This is a genomic window from Pseudoalteromonas sp. 2CM28B (genome assembly GCF_023161935.1).
The window spans coordinates 13468-39647 of record NZ_JALNTH010000025.1 but is presented as its reverse complement, the minus strand read 5'-3'; the positions used below and the strand labels follow the sequence as shown (position 1 = coordinate 39647).

The 26180-nt window shown below is 42.2% G+C and carries 27 protein-coding genes and 1 pseudogene; 10 read left to right on the top strand and 18 right to left on the bottom strand.

Features of this window, described 5'->3' with window-relative positions; all coding sequences use genetic code 11:
- Positions 1-13: 13 nt before the first annotated feature.
- The 4 genes from MTN96_RS24970 to lexA form a co-directional block, all read right to left on the bottom strand.
- Positions 14-544 (bottom strand): cytochrome c oxidase assembly protein, encoded by a 531-nt coding sequence (locus MTN96_RS24970; RefSeq protein WP_004588216.1) that lies wholly within the window; start codon positions 542-544, stop codon positions 14-16.
- Positions 544-2136, bottom strand: coding sequence for a cytochrome c oxidase subunit I (gene ctaD, locus MTN96_RS24965; protein WP_004588215.1), 1593 nt, complete (start codon positions 2134-2136; stop codon positions 544-546). The genes MTN96_RS24970 and ctaD overlap by 1 nt, the downstream gene beginning before the upstream one ends.
- On the bottom strand, positions 2136-3272 hold the full coding sequence (coxB, locus tag MTN96_RS24960; RefSeq protein ID WP_248533007.1) for a cytochrome c oxidase subunit II: 1137 nt from the start codon (positions 3270-3272) through the stop codon (positions 2136-2138). Before coxB ends, ctaD begins: the two co-directional genes overlap by 1 nt.
- Positions 3273-3744: 472 nt before the next feature.
- Positions 3745-4362 carry a transcriptional repressor LexA gene (gene lexA, locus MTN96_RS24955; RefSeq protein WP_004588213.1) on the bottom strand — a complete coding sequence of 206 codons (618 nt, stop codon included), beginning with the start codon at positions 4360-4362 and terminating at the stop codon, positions 3745-3747.
- 177 nt (positions 4363-4539) lie between these two features.
- Here lexA and MTN96_RS24950 point away from each other — a divergent pair, with 177 nt between their 5' ends.
- The gene (locus MTN96_RS24950; RefSeq protein WP_004589367.1) at positions 4540-4980 is read left to right on the top strand and encodes a PaaI family thioesterase; all 441 of its coding nucleotides are present in this window, start codon (positions 4540-4542) and stop codon (positions 4978-4980) included.
- Positions 4981-4990: 10 nt separating this feature from the next.
- On the opposite strand, the gene MTN96_RS24945 is transcribed toward MTN96_RS24950, so the two are convergent.
- Positions 4991-5371, bottom strand: coding sequence for a hypothetical protein (locus MTN96_RS24945; RefSeq protein ID WP_004589368.1), 381 nt, complete (start codon positions 5369-5371; stop codon positions 4991-4993).
- Positions 5372-5602: 231 nt separating this feature from the next.
- Between MTN96_RS24945 and MTN96_RS24940 the strand changes: the two genes are divergently transcribed.
- Both MTN96_RS24940 and MTN96_RS24935 read left to right on the top strand, forming a co-directional pair.
- On the top strand, positions 5603-5854 hold the full coding sequence (locus MTN96_RS24940; protein WP_241232283.1) for a Rho termination factor N-terminal domain-containing protein: 252 nt from the start codon (positions 5603-5605) through the stop codon (positions 5852-5854).
- A 143-nt stretch (positions 5855-5997) separates the two neighbouring features.
- Complete coding sequence (locus MTN96_RS24935) at positions 5998-6714, top strand: hypothetical protein (RefSeq protein ID WP_126008532.1); 717 nt, start codon at positions 5998-6000, stop codon at positions 6712-6714.
- On the opposite strand, the gene MTN96_RS24930 is transcribed toward MTN96_RS24935, so the two are convergent.
- Complete coding sequence (locus tag MTN96_RS24930) at positions 6689-7039, bottom strand: VOC family protein (protein WP_138579339.1); 351 nt, start codon at positions 7037-7039, stop codon at positions 6689-6691. The genes MTN96_RS24935 and MTN96_RS24930 overlap by 26 nt on opposite strands.
- A 125-nt stretch (positions 7040-7164) precedes the next feature.
- Here MTN96_RS24930 and MTN96_RS24925 point away from each other — a divergent pair, with 125 nt between their 5' ends.
- From MTN96_RS24925 to MTN96_RS24915, 3 genes are all read left to right on the top strand, one after another.
- On the top strand, positions 7165-7824 hold the full coding sequence (locus MTN96_RS24925; RefSeq protein ID WP_248533005.1) for an endonuclease: 660 nt from the start codon (positions 7165-7167) through the stop codon (positions 7822-7824).
- Between the two features lie 108 nt (positions 7825-7932).
- Positions 7933-9552 carry a S41 family peptidase gene (locus MTN96_RS24920; RefSeq protein WP_248533003.1) on the top strand — a complete coding sequence of 540 codons (1620 nt, stop codon included), beginning with the start codon at positions 7933-7935 and terminating at the stop codon, positions 9550-9552.
- Positions 9552-9920 (top strand): hypothetical protein, encoded by a 369-nt coding sequence (locus tag MTN96_RS24915; RefSeq protein WP_004589374.1) that lies wholly within the window; start codon positions 9552-9554, stop codon positions 9918-9920. The genes MTN96_RS24920 and MTN96_RS24915 overlap by 1 nt, the downstream gene beginning before the upstream one ends.
- A gap of 60 nt (positions 9921-9980) precedes the next feature.
- Here MTN96_RS24915 and hmpA read toward each other — a convergent pair.
- From hmpA to MTN96_RS24900, 3 genes and pseudogenes are all read right to left on the bottom strand, one after another.
- Positions 9981-11171: pseudogene (hmpA, locus tag MTN96_RS24910) on the bottom strand (NO-inducible flavohemoprotein); the annotation flags it as partial.
- Positions 11172-11182: 11 nt separating this feature from the next.
- Complete coding sequence (locus tag MTN96_RS24905) at positions 11183-12415, bottom strand: NnrS family protein (protein WP_248532999.1); 1233 nt, start codon at positions 12413-12415, stop codon at positions 11183-11185.
- Positions 12415-12684: a hypothetical protein gene (locus MTN96_RS24900; protein WP_248532997.1), complete on the bottom strand. Its 270-nt coding sequence runs from the start codon at positions 12682-12684 to the stop codon at positions 12415-12417. The genes MTN96_RS24905 and MTN96_RS24900 overlap by 1 nt, the downstream gene beginning before the upstream one ends.
- A gap of 160 nt (positions 12685-12844) precedes the next feature.
- Between MTN96_RS24900 and norR the strand changes: the two genes are divergently transcribed.
- Complete coding sequence (norR, locus tag MTN96_RS24895; RefSeq protein ID WP_248532995.1) at positions 12845-14401, top strand: nitric oxide reductase transcriptional regulator NorR; 1557 nt, start codon at positions 12845-12847, stop codon at positions 14399-14401.
- Here norR and MTN96_RS24890 read toward each other — a convergent pair.
- Positions 14394-15293 carry a LysR family transcriptional regulator gene (locus tag MTN96_RS24890; RefSeq protein WP_004589379.1) on the bottom strand — a complete coding sequence of 300 codons (900 nt, stop codon included), beginning with the start codon at positions 15291-15293 and terminating at the stop codon, positions 14394-14396. The genes norR and MTN96_RS24890 overlap by 8 nt on opposite strands.
- A 117-nt stretch (positions 15294-15410) precedes the next feature.
- Between MTN96_RS24890 and MTN96_RS24885 the strand changes: the two genes are divergently transcribed.
- A complete protein-coding gene (locus tag MTN96_RS24885; protein ID WP_029773331.1) occupies positions 15411-15977 on the top strand; it encodes an NADPH-dependent FMN reductase in 567 nt (188 codons plus the stop codon).
- A 3-nt stretch (positions 15978-15980) separates the two neighbouring features.
- Here MTN96_RS24885 and MTN96_RS24880 read toward each other — a convergent pair whose 3' ends face one another.
- Positions 15981-16424, bottom strand: coding sequence for a TerB family tellurite resistance protein (locus MTN96_RS24880; RefSeq protein WP_024033928.1), 444 nt, complete (start codon positions 16422-16424; stop codon positions 15981-15983).
- Positions 16425-16522: 98 nt separating this feature from the next.
- Here MTN96_RS24880 and MTN96_RS24875 point away from each other — a divergent pair, with 98 nt between their 5' ends.
- Positions 16523-16897 carry a hypothetical protein gene (locus tag MTN96_RS24875; protein WP_004589382.1) on the top strand — a complete coding sequence of 125 codons (375 nt, stop codon included), beginning with the start codon at positions 16523-16525 and terminating at the stop codon, positions 16895-16897.
- Position 16898: 1 nt separating this feature from the next.
- Here the strand turns inward: MTN96_RS24875 and MTN96_RS24870 are convergent, their stop codons facing one another.
- Positions 16899-17492, bottom strand: a complete 594-nt coding sequence (locus MTN96_RS24870) for a hypothetical protein (RefSeq protein ID WP_029773333.1) — start codon at positions 17490-17492, stop codon at positions 16899-16901.
- A gap of 43 nt (positions 17493-17535) precedes the next feature.
- Positions 17536-18522, bottom strand: a complete 987-nt coding sequence (locus MTN96_RS24865; protein ID WP_096042464.1) for a hypothetical protein — start codon at positions 18520-18522, stop codon at positions 17536-17538.
- Positions 18523-18863: 341 nt separating this feature from the next.
- Between MTN96_RS24865 and MTN96_RS24860 the strand changes: the two genes are divergently transcribed.
- On the top strand, positions 18864-20375 hold the full coding sequence (locus MTN96_RS24860; protein ID WP_248532993.1) for a DUF3360 family protein: 1512 nt from the start codon (positions 18864-18866) through the stop codon (positions 20373-20375).
- Positions 20376-20456: 81 nt separating this feature from the next.
- On the opposite strand, the gene leuD is transcribed toward MTN96_RS24860, so the two are convergent.
- The 5 genes from leuD to fabR all read right to left on the bottom strand — a co-directional run bounded on the left by leuD (position 20457) and on the right by fabR (position 26163).
- Entirely contained in the window at positions 20457-21056 is a 600-nt protein-coding gene (gene leuD / locus MTN96_RS24855; protein ID WP_248532990.1) for a 3-isopropylmalate dehydratase small subunit, read from the bottom strand.
- Positions 21056-22456 (bottom strand): 3-isopropylmalate dehydratase large subunit, encoded by a 1401-nt coding sequence (leuC, locus tag MTN96_RS24850; protein WP_024033932.1) that lies wholly within the window; start codon positions 22454-22456, stop codon positions 21056-21058. Before leuC ends, leuD begins: the two co-directional genes overlap by 1 nt.
- A gap of 54 nt (positions 22457-22510) precedes the next feature.
- Positions 22511-23587, bottom strand: a complete 1077-nt coding sequence (leuB, locus tag MTN96_RS24845; RefSeq protein ID WP_004589388.1) for a 3-isopropylmalate dehydrogenase — start codon at positions 23585-23587, stop codon at positions 22511-22513.
- Positions 23584-25137, bottom strand: coding sequence for a 2-isopropylmalate synthase (leuA, locus tag MTN96_RS24840; protein ID WP_004589389.1), 1554 nt, complete (start codon positions 25135-25137; stop codon positions 23584-23586). The genes leuB and leuA overlap by 4 nt, the downstream gene beginning before the upstream one ends.
- 405 nt (positions 25138-25542) lie before the next feature.
- Entirely contained in the window at positions 25543-26163 is a 621-nt protein-coding gene (gene fabR / locus MTN96_RS24835) for an HTH-type transcriptional repressor FabR (protein ID WP_004589390.1), read from the bottom strand.
- Between the last annotated feature and the right edge of the window lie 17 nt (positions 26164-26180).

The following is a 26180-nucleotide window of genomic DNA, read 5'->3' as shown; positions in this document are numbered from 1 at the left end:
CTAGACATGCAGGCTAGTTATTACTTGCTACTAGCTGCTCACTAATATCAAATACGGTGTACGATAAAGTTAGCTCTTCTACATCGCTCGGCAGTGCAGTATCAACATAAAAAAGCAGCTTAAACTCAAGCTCTTCACCCGCTTTTAGCGGTTGTTGATCAAAGCAAAAGCACGCTATTTTATGTAAGTACTTGGCTGCCTTTCCGGGCGATACAGAAGGTACCGCTTGCATTACTTTATCAATATCACTGGTGTTTTTTGCGCTAAACATTACCTCTCGCATGGCACCTGGTTTCACATCAACACTGTATTCTTTAGATTTAACAATAAACGGCGCACCACTTTGCGCATGGGTTGTAAAGCTCACACCTATTTCTCGATTTTGTGCAACCTGTGTACTTTGTTTAGCTTGCTCAAGCGACGGCTTGCCATTAAGCCCAGTTATGTCGCAAAACACGTCATATAAGGGCACTAAGGCAAATGCAAAAGCAAACATACCTATACAAATAAGAATTAGGCGCTTTAATAGCGGTGCATGTGTCATTATTTAATTTCCGGCGGCGTAGAAAAAGTATGATACGGCGCAGGAGAGTCCACTTCCCACTCTAAACCTTCAGCACCATCCCATACTTTTGCAGGGACTTTATCGCCCCCTCTGGCACATTTAATTACCACCGCCACAAAGAGTAACTGCGATAAACCAAAGGCAAACCCACCTATGCTTATGATTGCGTTAAAATCAGCAAACTGCAGGGCGTAATCGGGAATACGGCGCGGCATGCCTGCCAGCCCTACAAAATGCATAGGGAAAAACAATACATTTACGCTTACCAGCGACAACCAAAAGTGCCACTTAGCCAAGGCAATGTTGTACATGTTGCCCGTCCACTTAGGCAGCCAATAATAAGCCCCCGCCATAATCGAAAATATTGCCCCCGTAACTAACACGTAATGAAAGTGCGCCACCACAAAGTAAGTATCGTGATACTGAAAATCAGCAGGGGTTATAGCCAACATCAGCCCCGAAAAGCCCCCTAAAGTAAACAGCACAATAAAGGCAATACTAAATAGCATAGGCACTTCAAAACTTATTGACCCTCGCCACATAGTGGCTACCCAGTTAAATACTTTTACCCCTGTAGGCACCGATATCAGCATGGTCGCGTACATAAAAAATAGCTCGCCAGCAACGGGCATACCGGTCGTAAACATATGATGCGCCCACACTATAAAGCTCAGTAATGCGATAGAGGAGGTTGCGTAAACCATTGAGGCATAACCAAATAGTTTTTTACGTGAGAATGTAGGCACTATGGTCGAAATAATACCAAAGGCGGGTAAAATCATGATGTACACTTCGGGATGGCCAAAAAACCAAAATATGTGCTGAAACATCACCGGATCGCCGCCGCCTGCCGCATCAAAAAAGCTGGTTCCAAAGTATTTATCGGTGAGCACCATAGTGACCGCTCCGGCCAATACGGGCATAACAGCAATTAATAAAAATGCGGTTATTAGCCATGTCCAAACAAATAATGGTAGTTTCATCCATGTCATGCCTGGGGCACGTAAATTAACAATGGTCACAATAACGTTTATTGCGCCCATAATTGAGCTAATCCCCATAATGTGCACTGCAAACACAAACATTGCGGTGTTATCGTTACTGTACGTTGTTGAAAGCGGCGCATAGAACGTCCAGCCAAATGCGGGGCCGCCTCCAGGCATTAATAACGAGGCCAATAAAATTAAAAAAGCGAAGGGTAAAATCCAAAAGCTCCAGTTGTTCATTCTGGGCAGTGCCATATCTGGCGCGCCAATCATAAGCGGTACCATCCAGTTAGCAAGTCCCGTAAAGGCTGGCATTACAGCACCAAACACCATAATTAAACCGTGTACTGTGGTCATTTGGTTAAAAAAGTGTGGGTCTACCAATTGTAATCCTGGCTGAAATAACTCAGCCCGAATAACCATGGCCATTGCACCGCCAATTAAAAACATAGTCAGCGAAAAAATTAAGTACATGCTGCCAATATCTTTATGGTTTGTTGTGTATAACCAACGTTTAAAACCTTTGGCTGGGTGATGGCCGTGGTGAGCGTCATTGGCGTTAGGTTGTTCTACTATGCTACTCATTAGTTCGCCTCCGCATCAAGTGCTGCCTGAATTTCACTAGGTTGGATGACATCACCCGTTTCATTACCCCACGCATTACGTTTATAGGTAATTACCGCTGCAAGTTGTTTAATTGAGAGCTGCTTTGCAAATGCCTGCATTGCAGTTCCTGGGCGGCCATGAATCACTACATCAATGTGATCTTTTATATCACCCAAAACAATGGGGCTGCCTTTTAGCGCAGGAAATACGCCCGGTAAGCCCATACCTGTAGGTTGATGACACGCAGCGCAACTTGCCATATACACTTGCTCACCTAGTGTCATTAGCTCTTCTTTAGGAATTGTTGTATTAAGCAATGCTGCATCAGCAAGTGCGGCTTTTTGCTTAGCTTGCTTAGCATCTGCAAGCCATGCGTTAAAGTCCTCTTGCGATTTAGCTTCAACCACCACGGGCATAAAGCCATGATCTTTACCGCACAGCTCTGCACACTGTCCTCGGTAGATACCTTCTTCGTTAATGTTGGTCCACGTTTCGTTGATAAACCCCGGATTGGCATCTTTTTTAACGGCAAAATCGGGTACCCACCAAGAGTGAATAACATCATCAGAGGTCATTAAAAAACGCACCTTTTGATTAATTGGCAGTACTAAAGGTTTATCAACCTCAAGTAAGTAATTAGGGTTTTTATTAGCAAGGTTGGCTATTTCGTCTTGAGGGGTAGATAAAATAGAGTAAAACTCTACGTCTTCGCCCATGTATTCATAATGCCACTTCCACTGTGACCCTGTAATTTTAATGGTTAAATCGGCCTTACTGGCATCTTCCATCGCAATGAGGGTTTTAGTGGCAGGGATTGCCATGGCAATTAAAATAACAAACGGAATGGCAGTCCAAAGAATTTCTACTTTGGTACTTTCATGAAATTGGGCAGGAACTGCCCCTTTAGATTTACGGTGATGAATCAGTGCCCAAAACATTATTGCGAACACTATCACCCCAATCACACAACATATTAAAAATATGGTCATGTGTAGCTGATATACATTATTACTTATATCGGTTACGCCCTTGCGCATATTGTATTGGCTATTAGCCAGCACTTGCTGCGGGAACATAATCAACACAAGCCACAAGGTAGAGGTCAGTTTACCCATGTGACGGCTCCTTTGATGCTATTGCGAATGCAAAGCGAAGAGGCATACGGCTTAAACGCCAATTCGTTATTTTTATTTTTTAACCAATCTTATTTTTGATTAGTATCGCTAGGACAACAAAAGGTTTGTGTATATTGTGTGTTCTCATAACTAAAAAGCTGTGAGTTATTGTTAGTCCAGCACATTAATGATTAGCTAAAAAACGTACAACAAGCAAGTTTTAGTATAAAAAACAATCAAGTGATATTTTAAAATTGACTAAATGACGGCGTATTAAATTGTTATTTAACAGCCAAGATACGAGCAAAATTAAGGGATGTAACACGCTTAGGAAGATAAAAGTATGAGTGAAAAAAAGTTTACAGCCTAAATAATTTTAGGGCGCTTTGAGATGGTGGAAGGTTTGTTTTTAAAACAAAAATGCGCACTAAAAAGTGCGCATTTATAGATATTACTTAAAAATAGTTAAAAATTACATCCAATCGGCATTTCTTATTACGCCAACGGCTAACCCTTCAATATTAAAAGATTCGTTTTCAAGGTCTACTTCAATTGGCGTAAACTCTTCGTTTTCGGCGTGTAATAATACTTTTCGGCCTGCTTTTTCTAGGCGCTTTACGGTTACGTCTTCATCTACTCGTGCAACCACAACTTGGCCGTTTTCTGCAGTTTGAGTACGGTGTACGGCAAGTAAGTCGCCATCCATAATACCTATATCTTTCATACTCATGCCGTTAACACGCAGTAAAAAGTCGGCGGCTGGTTTAAACATAAGTGGGTCTATTTTACAGTGACTCTCAACATGTTCTTGCGCCAAAATAGGCGAACCCGCTGCAACTCTACCTATTAATGGTAGACCTAGTTGCTCAGGCTCCTCTTCTTCAACCAATTGAATACCACGGCTTGCGCCTGGTTTCATTTTAATAACACCTTTTTTGGCAAGCGCTTTTAAGTGCTCTTCTGCGGCATTGGCACTTTTAAAACCGAGTGTTTGCGCAATTTCGGCACGTGTAGGAGGCATACCAGTGTCTTTAATAAAAACTTTTATTAGTTCGAGTATTTGAGCTTGGCGTTTAGTTAATGGTCGCATACAACTGGTTTTCCATACAGTACATTTAACTGTGAGTATATACAGTTAAATAAAAATCGCAAATTTAAATTGTGCTTTAAAATAGCCAAATACACCGCACCTGGATAAATTTTAGGTAATTACAGACGTTCAGTATTTAAAATGCTATAAATTTGCTTTCAATATAAAGGAGTAATTATGAGTATTTGGCATCAACCCATCACATTAGAGCTTTGCAAACAGTTAGATGAGGGAATAAACGGCCAAGGCACGCTAATGAAAACCATGGGCATAGAAATAACCGAAATAGGAGATGATTACCTAGTGGCTACCATGCCCGCAATTCCTGAGCATCATAATCCTATTGGTATGGTACACGGTGGCGCAAATGTGGTACTTGCCGAAACCGTAGCAAGCTACGCCGCTAACTTTGTAGTGGACTTTACAAAATTTTATTGTGTTGGACAGGAAATTAGCGCCAGCCACTTAAAGGCCTCTCGAAATGGCACTTTAACCGCCGTTACTCGTGCATTTCATATTGGTAAGCGCAGCTCTGTATGGGAAATAAAAATAACCAATAGCCGCGGCGAGCTTTGCTGCGTATCAAAAATGACCGCAGCGGTTGTCGAGCGCAAATAATTAACTATGGCTACTTTTCGATAGGGTAAATCGTTATTTCCATACCAGCGCCAATTGCAGATATACGTAGCAGTGTATCTGCATGTAGAGCTTGGTTAAAACACTTAGGTGACGTGCCCGACTCAAAGCCTATATCAAACGTTCTGCGCGAACAGCTTAGCCACTGCTTAAGCGCATTACGTGAACACGACTCTATTAATTCACATAAGTGGTTGATTGCTTTGTCTGGCGTGGTTATATCACCTGAGGCTTCAATACGCGCCAATTGACGATATTCGTCTTTGTCATAATGCAAAACCATCGCGTTTTTCTTTAAGTCTGCCACTAGGGCACTAATATCTTGTTTAGACTCAAGCTCTAGATCTACATTTAAAAATTGAATTTCCGACATTGTCTGCTTTTTACCCTCTTATAGTTTCATCGCAAACTTTAACGCAGTTTTACTTTTATACCAAATCAACTAAGCGCTAAACATGGCTTTATTAATAGAAAATACCTGTTTAAACGCCATTGGCACCTAATTTGCCTTATAAAACGGGTTAGGCTAGTTACGCTTAATTTTACCGTTTATGTATGAAAGTTATACACACACTGTGTAATTAAACGCTTCAGGAGGACAATTATGGCAGATCATGGCCCGCAAATTAAAAACGACGATCAGTACGATGCGCTTCGAGATGAAGGCATGAGCAAACAAAAAGCCGCGCGCATTGCTAATAGCAATACTCATAAAACCGCAGTTAAAGGCGGCAAAGCCTCAAAGTATGAGCAGCGCACTAAAAAGCAGCTGTACAATAAAGCTAAAGAGCTCGGCATTAGCGGCCGCTCAAAAATGAGCAAACAAGGGCTAATAAATGCCTTACGTGAGCATTAAACACAGCCTCACTGATTTTTTACCGCTCCTTTTTATTATTTTTATAAAGTTAGAGTAAGCTTATGAATAACTGCGACAAAATGCCGCAGTAAAAGCATGGGCTGCTGTAATACACTAACGCTAAAAATAATAAGAAGCACAAAATGAGAAAACAACTATTTAAGCGCGCTCGAAAACTACATAAGTGGCTAGGCTATTTACTTGCCTTACAAATTTTAGCTTGGCTTTTAGGCGGCTTAGTAATGAGCGCGATACCACTTGAATACGTACACGGTAAGCACCTTGCTAAGCGCATACTTACAAACCCATTTACTCAAGCAGACTACCCCACATCACTCGATAATATTACTGCGCAAGTGCCTAACCCCACGCAAATAGTGTTTGAGCACTTTTTAACGACCCCGCTTATTACTGTTATTAATAGTGGCGAGCAGCAAAGCTTTAATGGTTTAACGGGGCGCCCTTTTCAGCCACCGACTAAAATACAAATTACCGCTAATGCACAAGCGCATTTACTCATCGATGCTAAGCCAATTAGCACAACGCTTTTAAAACAAGGCACTCGAGAGGTGGGATACAAAACAAATGTGTGGCAAGTACAATTTAACGACACCTTTAATACTACGCTGTATTTAAATGCAATTAACGGCAAAGTTATCACCGTTCGCAGCACACTATGGCACATATTCGACTTTTTTTGGATGCTACACATAATGGATTACGACGAGCGTGAAGATTTTAACAACCCGCTTCTCATCAGTTTTGCAGCCACCAGCGTACTATTTTGTTTATGCGGTATTATTTTATTAATACAAAACGTTAGGCTAAAAAAACTTACACGTGTTGGTCAATCAAAATAGGGTTGCCGTCTGGGTCGGTAATAATAAAACTTTTATCACCCACAGGTTCAACCTGGATATGAGCGTTTTGAAAATATTCGCTAAGCGTATCAACATCCTTAAACTCTGTAACGGTTTGTGCGTTTTGATCCCAGCCAGGATTGAAGGTCAGCATGTTTTTATCAAACATACCCGAGAACAAACCAATTAAATGCTCACCGTTTTTCATCACTAGCCAGTTTTGCTCTATCTCACCTGCAAACTCGCTAAAGCCCAACTTTTCGTAAAACGCTTTTGAGGCTCTAATATCTTTAACTGTTAAACTTATTGAAAAAGCACCTAGCATAGTCATCTCCTCGCTATTTTTATATCAGTATAGAGTGTACTAAGCATTGCGGATTAAAATTTGTTCAGGCTTTATCTTTTAGCAGCAAAACTTTAGACTAGCGCCTCCTGTAGTTCACGTATGTGATGGATATGCTTAAATTTATTTTGGCCTTTGTGGCTTGTTGTATTTGTTTTTCTGCATCGAGTGAAGAATTTACCCGTTTTTCAACGGCTAAAAGGCACTTAATTAAAACCCTACCCGAAAACGCCAAAAGCCTTTACTGCGGCTGCGACATTAAAAAACAAGGTAAAAAGCTAATCCCCGATCCTAGCAACTGTGGTTATATTCCGCGTAATACGTTAACTTCCTCTGGCAAGGTTAATGTACGTGCACTGCGTATAGAGTGGGAGCATATAGTGCCGGCGTGGGAATTTGGTCACCAGTTACAATGCTGGCAAAACGGTGGTCGTAAAAACTGTCGCAAGGTCAGTGCTAAATTTAGAAAAATGGAAGCCGATATAAACAATTTAGCCCCTGCTATTGGCGAAATTAACGCAGATCGCTCTAACTATCGCTTTGGTATGCTTAGCGAAAACGCCACCCAATATGGCCGCTGCCAGGTAAAGGTTAACTTTAAACAACGCGTTGTAGAGCCTCCTTTTTACGCCCGTAAGCGCATTGCCGACACCTACGCCTATATGCAAAAAACATACGGCTTAAAAATATCAGCTAAACAACAAAAGCTATTTGATGCCTGGCAAAAACAAGCATTTGCAGATAAAAGCAACGCAAGTAAGCTGTAGCACACCTAAGTGTATACACTCATTTACATAATTTAGGGGCGAATACGTTGAATAAATGAGCGGGTGTTGTAGTATTTTAAACAACTTATTTACAAAAAGTAGTTTTGTATGTTTAAAAATAATAAAGCAACACTCGCTATTATTGCTGCACTTTCAAGCCTAACGCTTGTGGGCTGTGGCGGTGGTAGCAGCATGAATGAAACGCCCGACCCAGTCGTCACCCCCCCTGCTAGTTCAGCCCCAACTTGGACGGCAGGTGTATTTGAGCCATCGGAGGAGTTAAAAAACTTTTGCGAAAACCCACGCACAGGTAACGATCCGTTTAATAATAATGAGCCTTACCCAGACCAAGCCGGTTCGGCCCTTTACGAAAAGCTTTGGCTTCGCTCGTGGAGCGACGAAACCTACCTTTGGTATGATGAAATAGCCGATAACGACCCTGAAAACTTTGCTACAGTGGCCGATTATTTTGCCCAACTAAAAACCGAAGAACTAACCGACTCTGGTGCTAAAAAAGATAATTTTCATTTTTCAGAGCCTTCTGAGGACTACTTTCAAGAAGCGCAATCAGGTGTAACCTCAGGCTATGGTATAAATTGGGCATTTATTGGCGACCCAGCTGATAGAATTTTACGTGTTGCCTACCTAGAAGACGACTCACCAGCAAGCCAAATTGGTTTTCAACGTGGCGATACCGTACTTGAAGTTGATGGCGTAAGCATTAATACCAGCACACAAGCAGGCGTAGATACCTTAAACGAAGGCTTATTTAGCCCCGCTAATGGCGACTCGCACACCATCGTTGTGCGCAGTAACAATGGCGCTGAAAAAACCTTTAACGTAACTGCCGGCAACATAGAGCAAACGCCTGTACAAAACGTAAAAACCATTACCACTGCAAATGGCACTAGCGTAGGGTACATGCAGTTTAATAGCCATATAGGTATTGCCCAAGAAGGCTTAATTGCTGCCGTTAATAAATTTAAAACCGATAACGTAGAAGAGCTTGTTATCGACTTTAGATATAACGGAGGCGGTTTATTAGCGCTTTCTTCGCAGCTGGCTTACATGGTGGCGGGCAGCGCCAACATTCAAAACCGTATTTATTACCAAACTCAGCAAAACGATAAACAACCGGTAGAGTCGCCTTTTCCGTTTATAGATGAAGAAATTGATTACTCAACTTTTTTTAGCACTGGCGAAAGCCTCCCCGATTTAAACCTATCTAAGGTGTATGTGCTTAGTACATCGGGTACGTGTTCAGCCTCAGAAGCCTTTATTAATGGCTTAAAAGGCATTGACGCCGAGGTAGTGCTCATTGGCGACACAACCTGCGGTAAACCATACGGTTTTACCCCAACACATAACTGTGGCACCACCTATTACACCATTCAATTTAGCGGTATTAACAGTAAAGGGTTTGGTGAATATGCAGCAGGCTTTACGCCAACGCCTACACCACAGTTTGATGCTGATGTAAAAGGCTGTGTAGTCAGTGACGACTTTGATAATCAATTAGGCGATCCAAACGAAGGGATACTCTCTACTGCGCTTTATCATATTGATAATAACGGCACGTGCCCTGTTAGCACCGCCTCTGCGAGTATTAAAACGCAGGTACAAAGCGCTGCTGGCGATAGCAAGCAGCTATTACCTTTAAACGCACCTAATAACGTTAACCGTGGCAATATGGATTTAACCTGGCCTACGTTAAATAAGGATAAGTAATGGCTAAACTACTGGCAATATTAACCTTATTATTTATTGGAGGCTGTAACAGTATGAGTAATGCCACTGCTAAGCCTGCACTACTTACCGAGGTAAACCCAGGCGTTATAGCCACGCTCCAGCAAGCGATTATAAAAGCAAAGGGCGGCACACTAGTTACACTGGCCGATACCGTTTTTACTAAACGCAGCGAGCTATTATTAAGCCATGGAAATAGTAAAGACTCAAATGGTATGCCCATAATGGGCGCGCATAATATCAAGCCAGAAAAGTTTGTTTTACAAATAATCGGCAAGCAGTGCGTGCTTTATTATCCTAAAAAAGATATGTCTATTGAGCTTAAAAACGTAAGCTGTAAAGCACAATAAAATACTATTAAAAAGGCACACAGCATTTATGCTGTGTGCCTTTATCATTTTTCTCTTGGTTTATAAGTCTTGATGCGGACCAAACACTTCGTAATGAATATGCTCGTTTTTAACACCGAGTGCCATTAACTGGCTTTTCACAAACGCCATAAACCCAGCGGGGCCACATAAGTAAAAATCGCCATTTGTAAGAGGTAACTGTGTTTTTATGGCAGTTAAGTCCATTAACCCTGTAAAATCAGCCCCTTCACTACTTTGATTAAACCACGTAATAGTTTGCAAGCTGTTATAAGCCATACTTAATTCATTTAAATAGTGTGCAAATGAGTGCTGCTGCGTATTTTCGCACGCATGTAAATACATAATATTTTGCTTAGGGTTATCGCTTAATAGCGTTTCGAGCATCGCAAGCATTGGGGTTTGCCCTACACCTGCTGAAATAAGTACCGCTGGGTTTTTACTATTTCGTAAAAAGAAATCACCTGCAGGCGGGTACAGTTCAACTATGTCACCTTGAGCTAGTGAGTGTAAATAATTAGACACCATGCCAGGCTTTGGCTGTAGCTCTTTTTTAACGCTAATACGGTAGTTTTTACCATTGGCTTTTTGTGAAATAGAATACTGGCGAATTTCTTCATATTCAGCGCCCGCTGGTTTAACTTTAATCCCTAAATACTGGCCTGGTTTATGGGTAATCACCGCTTTGCCATCTATAGGCGTTAGTGTAAAACTTGTTACTAGCTCAGATTCAACTTGCTTGTTGGTTATTTCAAATTGGCGCGTGCCCGCCCAACCACCGTGTTTATTTTTACTGTGCTCATATAAAGCCGCTTCTTCGGTAATACAAATATCAGCAAGCAGTGCATATGCTTCACGCCAAGCGTATTCTACATCCGGCGTAAACTGCTCTGGTATTAGCTCTTTTAAGGTGCCAATTAAGTGAGCACCAACAATGGGGTAGTGCTCTGGTAAAATATTTAAACTGGTGTGTTTATGGTTAATGCGCGCTAATGCCTCTTTTAACACCGCTAAGTTATCAATATTTTGGGCGTATGCCGCTAAGGCGTTAAACAAAGCAAATTGCTGGCGCCCAGTGTTTTGGTTGCTCATATTAAAAATATTTTTAAGCTCTGGGTTATGGCTAAATAGTCGCTTATAAAAATGATCGGTCACAACCGTGCCGGCTTGCGCTAATAACGGAACAGTGCTTTTAACAATCTCAATGGTTTTATCAGATAACATAATGTAGTCCTGTAGGTAAACTAACCACGGCGCCCATCAACACGACGGCGCGTTAATATAGGTGTGCAGTAAATTAAAAATAACAAAAAAGCCACTAACCACAGCAAGGCACTGATCTGCCAAGCAAAGTGTGGCGCAATAATTAAGGGGAGTATGGAGCGAGTAATAGCTGCCACCAGCACAAGCGCAAAAGCAACAGATATATATTTAGGTGTATTAAGCGTACGCCCTGTATGCCCTAGTGATACACGGGTCATCATGGCTAAAATCATCATCCCTATTGTGCCAATAGTGATAAGGTGGAGCGCATCTTTAAAATGTACTTCGCTTGTGTAAAAGCTCAGTGCAATCATCATTAAGCCAACACCTAAAGCAGAATAAGAAAAATGCAAAGACCATAATAAAGGCACTTTTAGCACGTTTGCATGCCACCAAAGTTTTGCTCGAATTAAGTGAAGCACAGCCACTATTGCAACAATGAATGCAGGGCTAATTGAGCTTAAAAATAATTTACTGATAAAAAATAAAGTAATTGCCAAAATTGATAAATACAGCAGTGCTTTATCAATTTTAGGAGTGCGTACTTGCTCGCTAAGCGCTAAGCCTTTAGCTGTAAAAAAAGGAATAACCCGCCCTGCTACAATGCCGACCAGTAAACTGACAACCAATACCGCAGTGTCAACCACAGCTAATGCAAGCTGCATGTTGTTATTTAAAACAAGGAGTAAATAAAGAGTATTAAGGGCGCACAACACGCTTGAAATAACTAAAAACGGGTAATTATTTTTACTGCGTGCTGTTATTAGCATATTAGCCAGTGCCGTAATTGCCCCTAGCCACCATGCTAGCTGTAGCACAGTAACAAGCCATAAGTTAGCATTAGCAAAATCAGCCAGCTTTATAAAAAACGCTAAACGAGCACTTATCCATACAAAAGTAAGCAGCATAAGTGCTTTGCCACTTATACTTTCAACGCCCGTCCAAGTTTGTGCCGCCGTAAGTAAAAAACCGACTGCTACCACTCCTGCAAAGCCAAATAGCATTTCGTGCGCGTGCCAAAGTGTGGCTGGCATGGGTAAGTGCCAACTAGCATAGCCCGTTAAAATAAGTAGCCAATACCCTATCGATAAAAATGCCAGCAAACCGCCTGCTAAAAAGTAGGGTCTAAAAGCAAGCATCCATAACGGCCATTTTGTTACGTGATGAATAGCTATGTGCGCTGGCATTGGCTCTGTTAAATTTAGTGGGCGCATTAGCGTACTTCCTGCCCTAAACCATGTTGCGCAACACAACGCAGCACATAACTAACTTTTAAAATAGCTGCCACTACAATCGTACTAATATGCGCTGATATTTGTACCTGCATCGAAAAGTACTCTGCGTACGGGTAACTAATTAAAATGCTCACAACCATACAAATAGCGCTAAGCCCTAATACTGCATTAGCAGTAAATAATAGCGATTTAAAAAATGCGCCTAACTCAACCTGGTTGTTTACATTATTTAGTGTAAGTGTGTTCATAACTACCTCAGTAACCATTAACGTCACTTAGCTATTACACATAGCGTGCCAATAAAATAAAACATTAATATTCAGTAAGTTAAATATAAACACTTTACAAATTGAGTCTTTATGACACACTCTAATTTCAATCATAAAAACACGAATAGGTCATTTTGACATGAATCAACAATTCAACCTTACCCAAGTGGCTTTAGAGCTTGCCCAAAGCACGCTGCACGAGCACAGCTTTGATCAATTATTGGCAACGGTTGAACGTGTAATACCTAGCGATGCCAGTGCGTTACTTATCGTGCAGGGCGAGCAACTTAAGCCCTTAGCCATCAAAGGTCTGATGCCCGACAGCCTTGGCAGGCGCTTTAAAATAGCAGAGCACCCTCGATTAGCGGCCATTTGTAGTGCAAACCACGCATTACAGTTTGCACACGACTGCCCCCTGCCCGACCCATACGACGGCCTGCTGCTGGCCAAAACGGGCGATATTCCTGTGCATGCCTGCTTAGGTTTACCCCTTTACGATAAAGGCACTTTGCTAGGCGTGCTTACATTCGATAGCTTAAACGCAAATGCCTTTTGCAGTATTAGCGCAGATACGCTCAGCACATTACAAACGCTGTGTAGTGCACATTTTAAAACGGCTCTGGAGCTTGCCCACTACAAACACCATGCACAGCATTCAAACGCCCTTGTGCAAGAGTTAACGCGTGATGCGCTTACTCGCGATGGCGGCGAAATTATTGGCCAAAGCCCTGTAATGCAAACGCTTAAAAATGAAATAAAACTCGTAGCGGCCTCTAATTTTAGTGTATTGGTGTTAGGAGAAACGGGCGTAGGAAAAGAGCTAGTAGCGCGTAATATTCACTTAAATTCTGCCCGAAAAGATCAACCGCTGATTCACTTAAATTGTGCTTCACTCCCCGAAAACCTTGCAGAGAGTGAGTTTTTTGGCCACGCCAAAGGCTCATTTACTGGCGCACAAAATGCCCGCCAAGGTAAGTTTCAGCTAGCTGATGGTGGCACGTTATTTTTAGACGAAATTGGTGAGCTACCATTGGCTATGCAAAGCAAATTATTGCGGGTGTTGCAAAGTGGTGAAATTCAAACCGTTGGTGAAGACACGCCAAAATATGTGGATGTAAGGGTAATAGCAGCCACTAATCGTGATTTAAAACATGAGGTAGCACAAGGTCGCTTTAGAGCCGATTTATATCACCGGCTAAGTGTTTACCCTATTACCGTGCCGCCACTTAATAAACGCGAGCACGACATAACTTTACTGGCTGGTTATTTTATTGAACAAACTGCCCGTAAATTAGGTATTAAACAATTAAAGCTAAGCACTGAAGCGCAAGTATTGCTCAACCAATACAGTTGGCCTGGTAATGTACGCGAGCTTGAACATGTTATTAGCCGCAGCGCATTAAAGGCTAAACAAAGCCAGTGGCAAAACCCAATAATAACAATTACAAGCGAGCACTGCGATTTAGCCCAACAACCAAACAACAACGCGCACGTTAGCACGCCAACTACCGCCCACATTGCCCATCATCAGCCCTTAAAACAAGCCGTTGAATCTTTGCAATTTACAGTTATAACCGAGCAACTAAAGCAGCATAATTATAACTGGGCAGCAACTGCAAGAGTGCTGGAACTCGACAGAGCAAACCTTGTACGCCTTGCTAAGCGTTTAGGTATTGAGGTTAAAAAAACTATTTAACGTGTGGCATGTTACTAAAGTAGGTTTTTAATAACGCAGCAAAGGCTTGCACTTTGGCCGTGCGGTGTACTAAATGGTGAGTAACCAACCAAGAGTCAAACTCCCAATGTAATTTGTCGTGCAATATAGGCACTACGTCGGGGTTATTTTCTATCGCGCTTTGGTGCAACCCCCCTATGCCTAAGCCTTTAATAACCGCGCGCGCCGCTTCTGAGGTTTCTGATACTCTTAATTTAATTTGCGACTGAGGAATAAACTCATCAACCCAGCTAAAGTACGGTACACGCGCATTAAACCCCGCAATACCCGATATAAAATTGTGCTGCTTTAAGTCATCTAAGGTTTTTGGCATGCCGTGTTTAGCAATATAACGTTTGTGGGCATAGAGGCCGGCCGATAGCTTAGCTAAGTGCTGCGCTATATAGTCGCCTTCATCAGGTTTAGGGCCTACACGTATTGCTATATGGGCTTGTCCGTGGTCAAGCCTTAGGCGCTTTTGCTCTAAAATCACTTCTAGCTGCACTTGCGGATGCAATGTTTGAAACTGCTCACACACGTTGCTTAGCATATCCATAAAACCACTTACGGTAGTCAGTAACAAGCTCCCTCTGAGCTCACTATCGGCTGCGGCAATGGCATTATGTAAACCTTCGAGTGAGTTATCTATTGCTTGTGCGGTTTCAAATAATTTTGCCCCGCTTTCGGTTACTTTATATCCGCGCGCATGGCGATGAAACAACCGTACATTTAAGTTTTTCTCTAAGTTATTTATGCGTCTCAACACTGTGCTATGGTGCACACTTAGTGCCTCTGCTGCGGCGGTCAAAGTACCTAGCCTTGCCACTTCAAAGGCAACTTTTACGTCTTGCCAGTCGTCAAATTTTATTGCCACGCTACCCGCCTTCTACTTATGTGCATATACGCACATAAGTGTTGCGTTTATTCGGGTTTTCTACAAGCAAAAATTTGCTACATTAGTGTCATACCCAACCAATAAAAGGTCTAAATTATGTCAGCACCAAAAATTATCGCGCTCGCGGGTAGCCTGCGTAAAGATAGCTTTAACCAAAAACTTATTAACGAAGCAGCTCGTTTTGCTCTGCAAACCGGTGCTGAAGTGGAAGTAATTACACTCGCCGAGTTAAATTTGCCATTATTTAGCGAAGACATTGAAGCGCAAGGCACACCTACCGATGCACAACTATTAAAAGATAAACTGCGTAATGCTGATGGTATTTTACTAGCAAGCCCAGAGTACAACGGCTCAATTACTGCTGCACTTAAAAATGCAATTGATTGGGCATCGCGAACTGAGCAAGGCGCAGTCCCCGCATTTCGCAACAAAGTAGTGGCGTTATTTGCTACATCACCGGGTGGTTTGGGTGGTTTGCGCGGCTTAAACCATGTACGCGATATTTTAAGTGGGATTGGCTCGTTAGTACTTGCCGATCAGCTCGCTATCCCATCTGCATTTACTGTATTTGACGAAGATGGAAAAATTAGCGACCCTACCACAGCAGAAAAAGTTAGCGTATTAACGCAGCAGCTCGTTTCTGTTGCTAGTAAATTAAGCTAATTTTTACGATTGTGTCGCTGCTAATTTAGCAGCGATAAAATCGGTGTGCGCTACATATAAAAGCCCAGCCACTTTGCGTATTACATACTCTTCTTGAGGGTCTATCTCTCCATCGGCATACGCCAATCGCCATAATAGCTCAATTATTTCAATGCGCTGCGCCGCACTGCAGTGATCGTTAATCTGCTTAGAAAATTGAAAGTAATCAATAGCCCCATCTAAGCTACCAGCGGCATTGTTGGTGAGCTCATCAACTTCCGATTCTGTTAAATTAAAGTATTTTTTTAAGGTTACAGTCAGGGTGTGTTGTTCATTATGGTCGAGCTTAGAATCAGCACGCATTACTTCAATAAGCAGCGCAGCAACCGCTGTTTTTAGATCATGCTGCTCTATGCTTGGCTGTTGCTCGTCAAAAGCGGCAAACAGTTGTTTTATTTGTTTGAACATCACATATTCTCTTTTTGGGTGTTAGACTTAACTTAAATACATCGCACTTAATGCTTTATTAATGGGTATTAAGTTCGCAAATTAAAGGATACATTTTTATGAAAGGCTTATACACACCGCATTTAGTTGTTGGCGCTGCATTGCTAGCCTTTTCTGGTATAGGGAGCGCCTTTGCAGAAGTGGGCGAAAAAGAAAAGTCATACGACTTTGATAACAAAGTACATTACTACCAAACCAAAATTGGTGAAGACAACTATAAAATAGAAATACAATCAGACGATTACAAACACTTTGCTAATCAAAGTATGTTTTTACTGCGCCACGCAGACAGATTATGCCGCGGCAGAACCTTTATGTTAAAAGTGCTTGAAGGCGTGCAAGAGTACGAACGTTTTCCTACTAAACCACGCGCTTATCAACCACCATTAAACGTTTTACTACAATGTGACGCACCCGAGAAAAAAGAAAAATAGTTTATTTTTCGTAGCCCCACGGCGCTGCTGGTGGAGTAATTGGTTTAGTTAAATCAAAGTCCACCTTAAATTCGCGCCCTTGGCGAATTAACCGATACGTAAATACCTCAGGATAAATATACATTTGCCATGTATTACCTGCCGACTGCGCTATCCCTTGTGCTACAAATAACTCTTTAGAGTATTGATCGGCTGGGAAAGACTGCATTTGTGCAAAACCCGCATCAAGGGTATGACCGCCATACATAGTTGAAGCATCGTCGCTGCCATCTTCATGGCGATGATCATGCTTTAAGCTCAAACCACTGCCCGTTTTAGTAATGATCCATGTACGCGATGCATCATCTCCCACATGAAATGGTACTTGTAGCTCGCTATCAGTACATTTGCGTACATGCATGATTAGTTTTTTATTCTCAAATGAGCTTGGGCCTTTTGCGTTATCTACGCTTACTTTGCCCTCAAACGCTTTACCACAATGCGCAGCTATATTATTAAAAAACGCATCGTGTGTTGGTATAGATACCAAAGGCGCAGGACGCGCGATAGCCGCTGATGAGGCAAGTAATAACGTTGCTGCCGTTAATAATTTCATAAAGTACTCTTATAATAGTTTTTTCATACCATAGCGGTTTAAGTTAATAATGGGAAATAGCTGCGACAAGTGGCTTTTCTGCTCTGTTTTTCATTAATGTTAAAAGTGAATAATGGAAGTCTTGAAAAATCACCTCACCCCATATTCGCGAATAAACACCAAAATTTGTATTATCTTGCACAGTCGTTTTTAAAGTTAAAATAGTATTGCCGCTTTTATCTTCACTTAACGCATACCCACCATAAAGAGGTGAAAAGTATTCGCCGCCTAGTTTTACGTGTTTATCGAGTGCATCATCGGGAATAGCATCAGGGTCTATCTCAAATCTATAAAGCATCTGTTTATTTGGCTGCCAATCCGTAATCACTTCTTTAAATTTAACTCCCTTTTGCCATTTACTCGTTCTAACAGCCCCAACCCCCGTAGCATTCATATTTGCCTCTAAAGGTTTAGGTACACCTATTAATTGGGTAAGCGAAAATGGCAATTCTTGTGGCTCTATTGTGCTTACATTAGCAAGCTGCTGCCATACACGATTTATAGGCGCTTCAATAACTATAGAGTTGGTGACTTCGTACGTTTTTGATAAGTGTAAATAATTTACCTCAATAGGTGAGAGCAATACAGGAAGCAAAGCTATTGAAAGTAAAGGCCTGTTAGCGTTTTTTGTTTGACGGTTTTTAATAAAGCCTGCCAGTAAACCACCCATACTTGCAAAGAGCATAAAGGCAGGCAAAGCCATTGCCACACAAATACTGCCTTCAAGCAGTGTAATAACGCTTACAAGTAAAAAAACAAAAATTGGCTGCCAAGCAATTGTCACCATTTGCCTTTTAGTTAATGTATTTGAGCTTTTAAATTCAAAATGAATACGAATATAGCCAATTGCAACGGGCACTAAAAACATAAATGAAATAGATACAAGGCTACTTAAATTATAAGTATCAAGCAGCTCCACAAACAGCCGCATAAATATGCCGTAAAGCGTACCAAGTAAAATACCAATTGATTTAGGAGATTGAATTTGCATTGTATTTCTTATTATTTGAGTAACCATTGAACCTAGCAGATGCGCTATTTCAGTTCAATTAAAATACATAAACCACTACTTAGACTAAAGGATAACAGCCTTGTTTTTACAATGTTTCACCAAATTAGAACACATAAAAAAACAAATCAACACACTGATTTTAAACAAAATATACTTTACATTTAAGAATGCCAACACAATGATTTAGCATAAAATAAAGCCATACACGACCTTTTGCCTATACATTCCTGAGTAAAAGCTGATCTACTCTGCTTGTTCACTATTCATTTGCTTTAACAAAAGCCGTATTAATAAATAAGCAACGAGTAACAGGAGGGACTATGTCAGTAACCCCAAAGGGTAACGAGCCAGAAAAAACAAGCGCATCCCACGTAGATGATGCCAACAGCTATCAAAATAAGCATAAAGCTAGTTCAGAGTTTAATACCCGCGACGAATACCTAGAGCACGAGCTGCAAATTATGCAGCCTAAGCGCTGGCGGCCTAATTTACCATTTAGAGACTACCGCTTTGAATTTGAAGACACGATTCCTGCCATGGCGGGCACCATTGGTAAAGTCGTTATGGTGGGTGCTATTGCCGCTACATTTGCAGCGCCCCTGGGTTTAAGCGATGCGTTTGTGTTAGAAAACGTACGCTATGAATTACTGATTGTTTCTATTTTTATTATTTTGTTTTCGGGCTTTATTTTACCTACCGCTAACTTAGCAGGTACTCATGGGCCACTTATTCCTCTTATTCCTATTGTGGTTGCCGCTGGTGGCCACCCTATGGCGTTTGGCTTACTGATTGGTGCCTTTGGCTTTATTTTAGCCATAACCAAAGGAGGGAGCTTGCTGGCACGCTTAACGAGTAAAGGCGTGTGCGGGGGCTTACTTATATATTTAGGCTTTATTGGCACAATTTCGCAGGTTAAAAAGCTGTTTGCATGGGCTGAGGCCATTGATATGGCGCACATTGCATTTATTGTTATTTTGGCGACCATTTTATTGTATGCGTTACTTGAGCACTTCAAAAAGCGCTGGTTAGCTGTGCCGCTTAGCTGCCTTATTGGCGGTGTGGTTGCATTTGCACTTGGTGCGCCGTTTGAATTTAATACCGCGCCGGGCTTACCAAATATGAACCCAGCTTATTGGTGGGGCGAGAACACAGGCTGGATGCTTGGCTTACCTACGCTTGAAAGCTTTGTGGTTGTGCTGCCGTTTGCGGTATTAGCTGTCGCTATGTGGTCACCGGATTTTTTAGGGCATCAAGTATTTCAAAAAATTAGTTACCCGCAACGCACTGAAAAAGTTCAAATGAACATAGACGACACCATGCTAAGCGCATCGGTTAGACAAACCTTTGGCTCGCTGGCCGGTGGTGCTAACTTTACCTCATCGTGGGGGACTTACATTGTCCCTGCCGCTATTGCTAAACGCCCTATCCCGGCGGGCGCCATTTTAACAGCCGTATTTTGTATTATTGCGGGTTTATGGGGCTACCCAATGGATTTAGCCATTTGGCAACCTGTGCTGTGTGTTGCGCTTATTGTAGGTGTGTTTATTCCGCTGCTTGAGGCGGGTATGGAAATGACACGCGAAGGTAAAACAACGCAATCGGCCGCTATTGTTGTATTTGCGTCAAGCTTGGTTAACCCTGCTTTTGGTTGGTCACTGACTATGCTGCTTGATAACTTAGGCTTAATTGGCTGTAAAAAGCGCAGTGCTAATTTAACTAAAATGAGCCGTTGGGTTATTCCGCTCATTATGTTTGTTATTTTAACTACCGTTATGGCTATTGTTGGTATGCTGCCAGGCATACCTGCGCTAATGGCAGATTTTAGACATTAATAATTAGAAAACTTAAACATAAAAAAAGCGCGGCTTATACTCAGCCGCGCTTTGTTTTCATATGTAATTAATAGCTTTTCGTTACTGCCAAGGGCGCTCAGCAGCAAGTTGTTTTTCAAACGCATCAATTTGTGGATTTAGCGTTTCGGTCACACCAATAAAATCTAAGCCACTTAATAAACGCTCTTTTACGTCTTTACGAATATCAAAACTAATTGGCGCAAACTTATCGCTTGTTAGTGTTTGGTTTTCAAGATCGATTTGAATGTTTATATCGTCGTGTTGCTCACTAAGTACAAACAATTGCTCAAGCGTATCAGCCGGTAGCGCAATGGCTAACATTTGGTTGTTGCCACAGTTATTAAAGAAAATATCAGCAAAGCTTTCCGCTAAAATTACTTCAAAACCATATTGCTTAAGCGCCCACGGTGCATGCTCGCGTGATGAGCCACAACCAAAGTTGTCGCGGGTTAATAATATTTGCGCGCCTTGGTAGCATGGGCGGTTTAAAATAAAATCAGGATTTAGTTCGCCGTTTTCTAGGTAACGCCAATCGTAAAACAGTGCTGCATCAAAACCATCACGGCTAGTTGATGTTAAAAACTGCTTAGGAATAATTTGGTCTGTATCTACATTGTTTTTATCAAGTGGGGCCATTAAGCCACTAAAAAATACGCTCATTAGGCTTCTCCTCTTATATCAACAAAGTGACCATGTATTGCAGCAGCGGCTGCCATTGCTGGGCTTACTAAGTGCGTACGCCCGCCACGGCCTTGGCGGCCTTCAAAGTTACGGTTAGACGTAGATGCACAGCGTTTGCCCGCTTCTAAGCGGTCGTCGTTCATTGCTAAACACATTGAACAGCCCGGCTCGCGCCACTCAAAACCTGCCGCTTTAAAAATATCTGCTAAGCCTTCGTCTTCGGCTTGCTTTTTAACAAGGCCAGAGCCCGGTACGATAAGTGCCTCAATGCCTGCTACTACTTGCTTGCCTTCAACAATTTTTGCCGCGGCACGTAAATCTTCAATACGGCTATTAGTACACGAACCAATAAAGACCGTATCTACTTTTGCGCTTGATAATTTATCGCCGGCTTTTAAGTCCATGTATCTAAGTGCGCTGCGTATAGCATCGGCTTTAATTAAATCTGGTTCTTGGTCAGGATCTGGTATGCATTCATCAACGCCAATTACTTGCTCTGGGCTGGTGCCCCACGTAATTTGCGGCTGAATGTCGTCAGCTTCAAGCTCAACACTCAAGTCAAACTCTGCGCCTTCATCTGATTTTAAGGTTTCCCAGTATTCAACTGCAGCGTCAAAGTCAGCGCCTTTAGGTGCAAATGGGCGACCTTTTAAGTAATCATACGTAATTTGATCTGGTGCTATTAAACCTGCTTTTGCACCCATTTCAATACTCATGTTACATAACGTCATACGGGCTTCCATTGAAAGTGCTTCAATGCCTTCACCACAAAATTCAGCAACATAACCTGTACCGCCAGCTGTACCTAACTTACCAATAACCGCCATAATTAAATCTTTAGAGGTTACTGTTGGGCGAAGCACACCATTAATTTGAATTTTTAACGATTTTGCCTTTTTTTGCTGTAGCGTTTGCGTTGCTAATACGTGCTCAACCTCAGAAGTACCAATACCGTGCGCTAATGCGCCAAACGCGCCATGCGTAGAAGTATGGCTATCACCACATACAATGGTAGTACCAGGCAGGGTAATACCTTGTTCTGGCCCCATTACATGCACTATGCCTTGGTTAATTGAGTTTAAATCGTAAAGTACAATGCCAAACTCTTTACAGTTAGCATCAAGTGCCATTAACTGGTTTTTAGATACTTCGCTTGCTGCATCAAGTGATCGGCTTTTAGTCGATACGTTATGATCCATTGTTGCAAAGGTTTTTTCTGGGCAACGTACCGTACGGTTTTTTTCACGTAGGCCTGCAAAAGCCTGTGGTGATGTCACCTCGTGTACTAAATGACGGTCAATATAAAGTAAATCAGTTTGCTCGTTTATGCTGGCAACGGTATGTGCTTGCCAAATTTTGTCGTATAACGTTTGGGCCACTTGCTAATTCCCTACTTTGTTAAGTCGCAGCATAACGGTGCTGCGATTTATATATTAAATACGTGAAACGATGGCAGCTGCCACATCGCTTGTGCTGTATCCACCTTGTGGGTAGATATCTGGCGTGCCAACGCCTGCTTCTACAGCTTCGGCTACGGCTTTTTCAATGGTGCGCGCAGCTTCGTCTTGGCCTAATGAGTAACGTAGCATAAGTGCAGCACTTAAAATTTGCGCAATCGGGTTTGCAACCCCTTTACCGGCAATATCTGGCGCTGACCCGCCAGCAGGCTCATACAAACCAAAGCCCGATTGATTCAAGCTTGCCGATGGTAATAAGCCCATTGAGCCTGTAATCATTGCACACTCATCTGACAAAATATCACCAAATAAGTTATCGCAAAGTAGCACGTCAAACTGGCTAGGCTGTTTAACTAATTGCATAGCTGCGTTATCTACGTATATGTAATCTAGGCTGACTTCTGGGTAGTCTTTGCTTACTTCGGTAACTACTTCACGCCATAATACGCTTGATGCAAGCACGTTTGCTTTATCAACCGACGTTACATGGTTGCTACGTAATTTTGCTGCTTCAAAGGCAAAACGGGCAATGCGTTCAATTTCTTTACGCGAGTAAGTTTGTGTATCAAATGCAGCTTCTTCAGCGCCTTCGCCGCTTCGGCCTTTTTCACCAAAGTAAATGCCGCCAGTAAGTTCGCGTACACATAAAATATCAAAGCCTTTTTCGCTAATATCTGCACGTAATGGCGATGCTGCGCTAAGCGCCGGTAAAAGCTGTGCTGGGCGTAAGTTACAAAACAAACCAAAGTGCTTACGAAGCGGTAAAAGCGATGCACGCTCAGGTTGCTCGTTAGGTGGTAGGTTTTCCCATTTTGGGCCACCTACTGAGCCAAATAAAATGGCATCGGCGTTTTCACACGCACTTAGCGTTTTTGGTGGTAATGCTTCACCAAATTCGTCAATAGCTGCGCCACCAATAGCATGATGCTGACGGTTCAGGGTAAAACCAAACTTATTGCTTACAGCATCAAGTACTTGCTCTGCTGCTGCCATTACTTCTGGGCCAATACCGTCGCCTGCTAATACGGCAACGCTGTAGTTTGTTTTACTCATCCTGCTTTCCTTTGTTGTTTTAAATCAGACACTTTTTGTGCACGATAAATTAAGTTGTAAACACGGATCATGGCGCGTACCGACGCCTCTACCACATCCGCAGCAATACCCGCACCGTGATAAGGGCGGCCATCGTATTTAGCAATAATGTTTACTTGACCAAGCGAGCTTGCGCCTTGGCCAGTGGCTTCTAAATTGTATTCAATCATTTCAACGCTCATACCGGTTAAGCGCTCAATAGCCGCAAATGAGGCTTCAACAGGGCCATTACCTGTAGCAGCTTCTTGTTTTGCTTCGCCATCAATTAACATCCCAATGGTAGAGCTGGCTACCGACTGTGAGTTAGACGCTGAGTTTACAAACTCTAATTGGTATTTTTCGTCTTTGTCGTTAATTTGATTAAAGTAAATCATGGCTTCAAGGTCGTAATCGTATACGGTACCTTTTTGATCAGCTAACGCTAAAAAGCTCTCGTATAAGCTGTCCATATCGTAGTCAGCTTTTTGATAACCTAACTCTTCTAAGCGGTGCTCAATAACATGACGGCCCGAACGCGAGGTCATATTTAATTGGTTATTTGGCACACCGACGCTTTCTGGCGACATAATCTCATAAGTATTTTGCGCTTTTAATACGCCATCTTGGTGAATGCCCGAGCTATGTGCAAAGGCGTTTTCGCCCACAATAGCTTTATTTGGCTGTACCGGCATATTGCATATTTTTGCCACTTGGCGAGATGCGCGATAAATTTCTTCGCTTTTAATATCGGTGTGTACGTTTAAGTGGTCTTTGCGCATTTTCATGATCATCGCCACTTCTTCAAGCGAGCAGTTACCCGCACGCTCACCAATACCATTTATTGTACATTCAATTTGGCGAGCACCGGCTTGTACCGCGGCTACCGAGTTAGCTACAGCTAAACCTAAATCGTTATGACAATGTACACTTAAACGCGCTTTATCTATATTCGGCACGTTATTCATTAAATGGCGGATCATTGCGGCGTATTCGTCTGGCGTTACAAAGCCAACGGTATCAGGTAAATTAATAGTAGAGGCACCGGCGTTAATTGCCTGCTCAACAATTTTACATAAATCCCAGTGCGGCGTACGCCCTGCATCTTCACACGAAAACTCAACATCATCAGTGTAGTTACGCGCTAATTTAATTGATTTAACCGCCATGGCCGTTGCATCGTCTAGGCTCATACGTAATTTGTGTTCAAGGTGCAAAGGGCTTGTGGCGATAAAAGTATGAATACGGCTTTGCTGTGCTGTGCGAAGTGCTTCACCACAGGCTTCAATGTCTTTTGCTACTGAACGTGCTAAACCACAAATAATTGGGCCTTTAACCTCGGTTGCAATACGTTGCACCGAGCGAAAATCAGCGGGGCTCGAAACCGGAAAACCCACTTCCATCACATCCACGTTCAAGCGGCTAATAGTATGCGCTAGCTGAATTTTATCGTCTTCTGTAAGGCTTGCTTTAAGTGCCTGCTCGCCATCACGTAAGGTGGTATCAAAAATCCATACTTTATCTTTGTCTTGCATAACTGCCCCTCATTCCTCTGTTACCCAAATTTCAATTTATCCCAGCCGCGAGATAATAAAAAACCCCGCAATTGCGGGGTTTTTAGTGTTTAACTCGATGCAAACACACTAATCCCCGCTCACTGACCATAGCAGTAAGAGGTTAAGTTTTAGTGTAATTAAACGAATATTTTGCATCTTGTTTCTTGTGTGTGTGTTCAGTGAGGCCTATTTTTAACATTACAAAGCAGTTGGTGCAAGCATAAATATTCCAAACAAAGGAATAAAAACCCCACATTGAAGAAATTTATATACCTAAAAATAGCATATTCAGGTTTTATAAATCACACAGATACACTTTTTAGCTTAAATTAATGTGTTGAGTAAACTTGCGTGCTTAGATTAACTTATTGCTAATTTTTTAAGCTAAACCTGATTATTTGTTTCACGAATATAATGACCTGCACCGCGGGTAATATAACGCAGCTGCCAAATAACCCGCTCAATGAGTTCTTCGCGTTGTTGACCTTCTATATCAAGTGCTTCAGCGCCGGCATTAAATACCAGTGTTACCATGGCTTCGGCCTGAATATAAGCATGGATTGAATCGCACTTGGTTTCGCTTTCTAAATAATGCGCAAGCTCTAAAATAAAGTGTTTTACCTCACGCGCTACGGCGGCTCTAAAGGCTTTTGAGGTGCCAGAACGTTCTCGCAGCAGTAATCTAAATTGGTTGCTTGAGTTATCAATAAACTCCATAAAGGTAACAACCGAGGTATTTATTACGCTACCACCACTGGCTATACGTCTGCGAGCTTGGCGCATAAGCTGGCGAAGGGTTAAGCCTGCTTCGTCGACCATGGTTAAACCTAGCTCGTTCATATCTTTAAAGTGGCGATAAAAAGAGGTGGGGGCAATACCGGCTTCGCGGGCAACTTCGCGTAAGCTTAAATTAGAAAAACTATGATCAGCACTAAGCTGATTAAATGCCGCCTCAATTAAGGCTTGTCGTGTTTTTTGTTTCTGTTGTGCTCTAACACCCGACATCCACAGCTCCCTGAGTA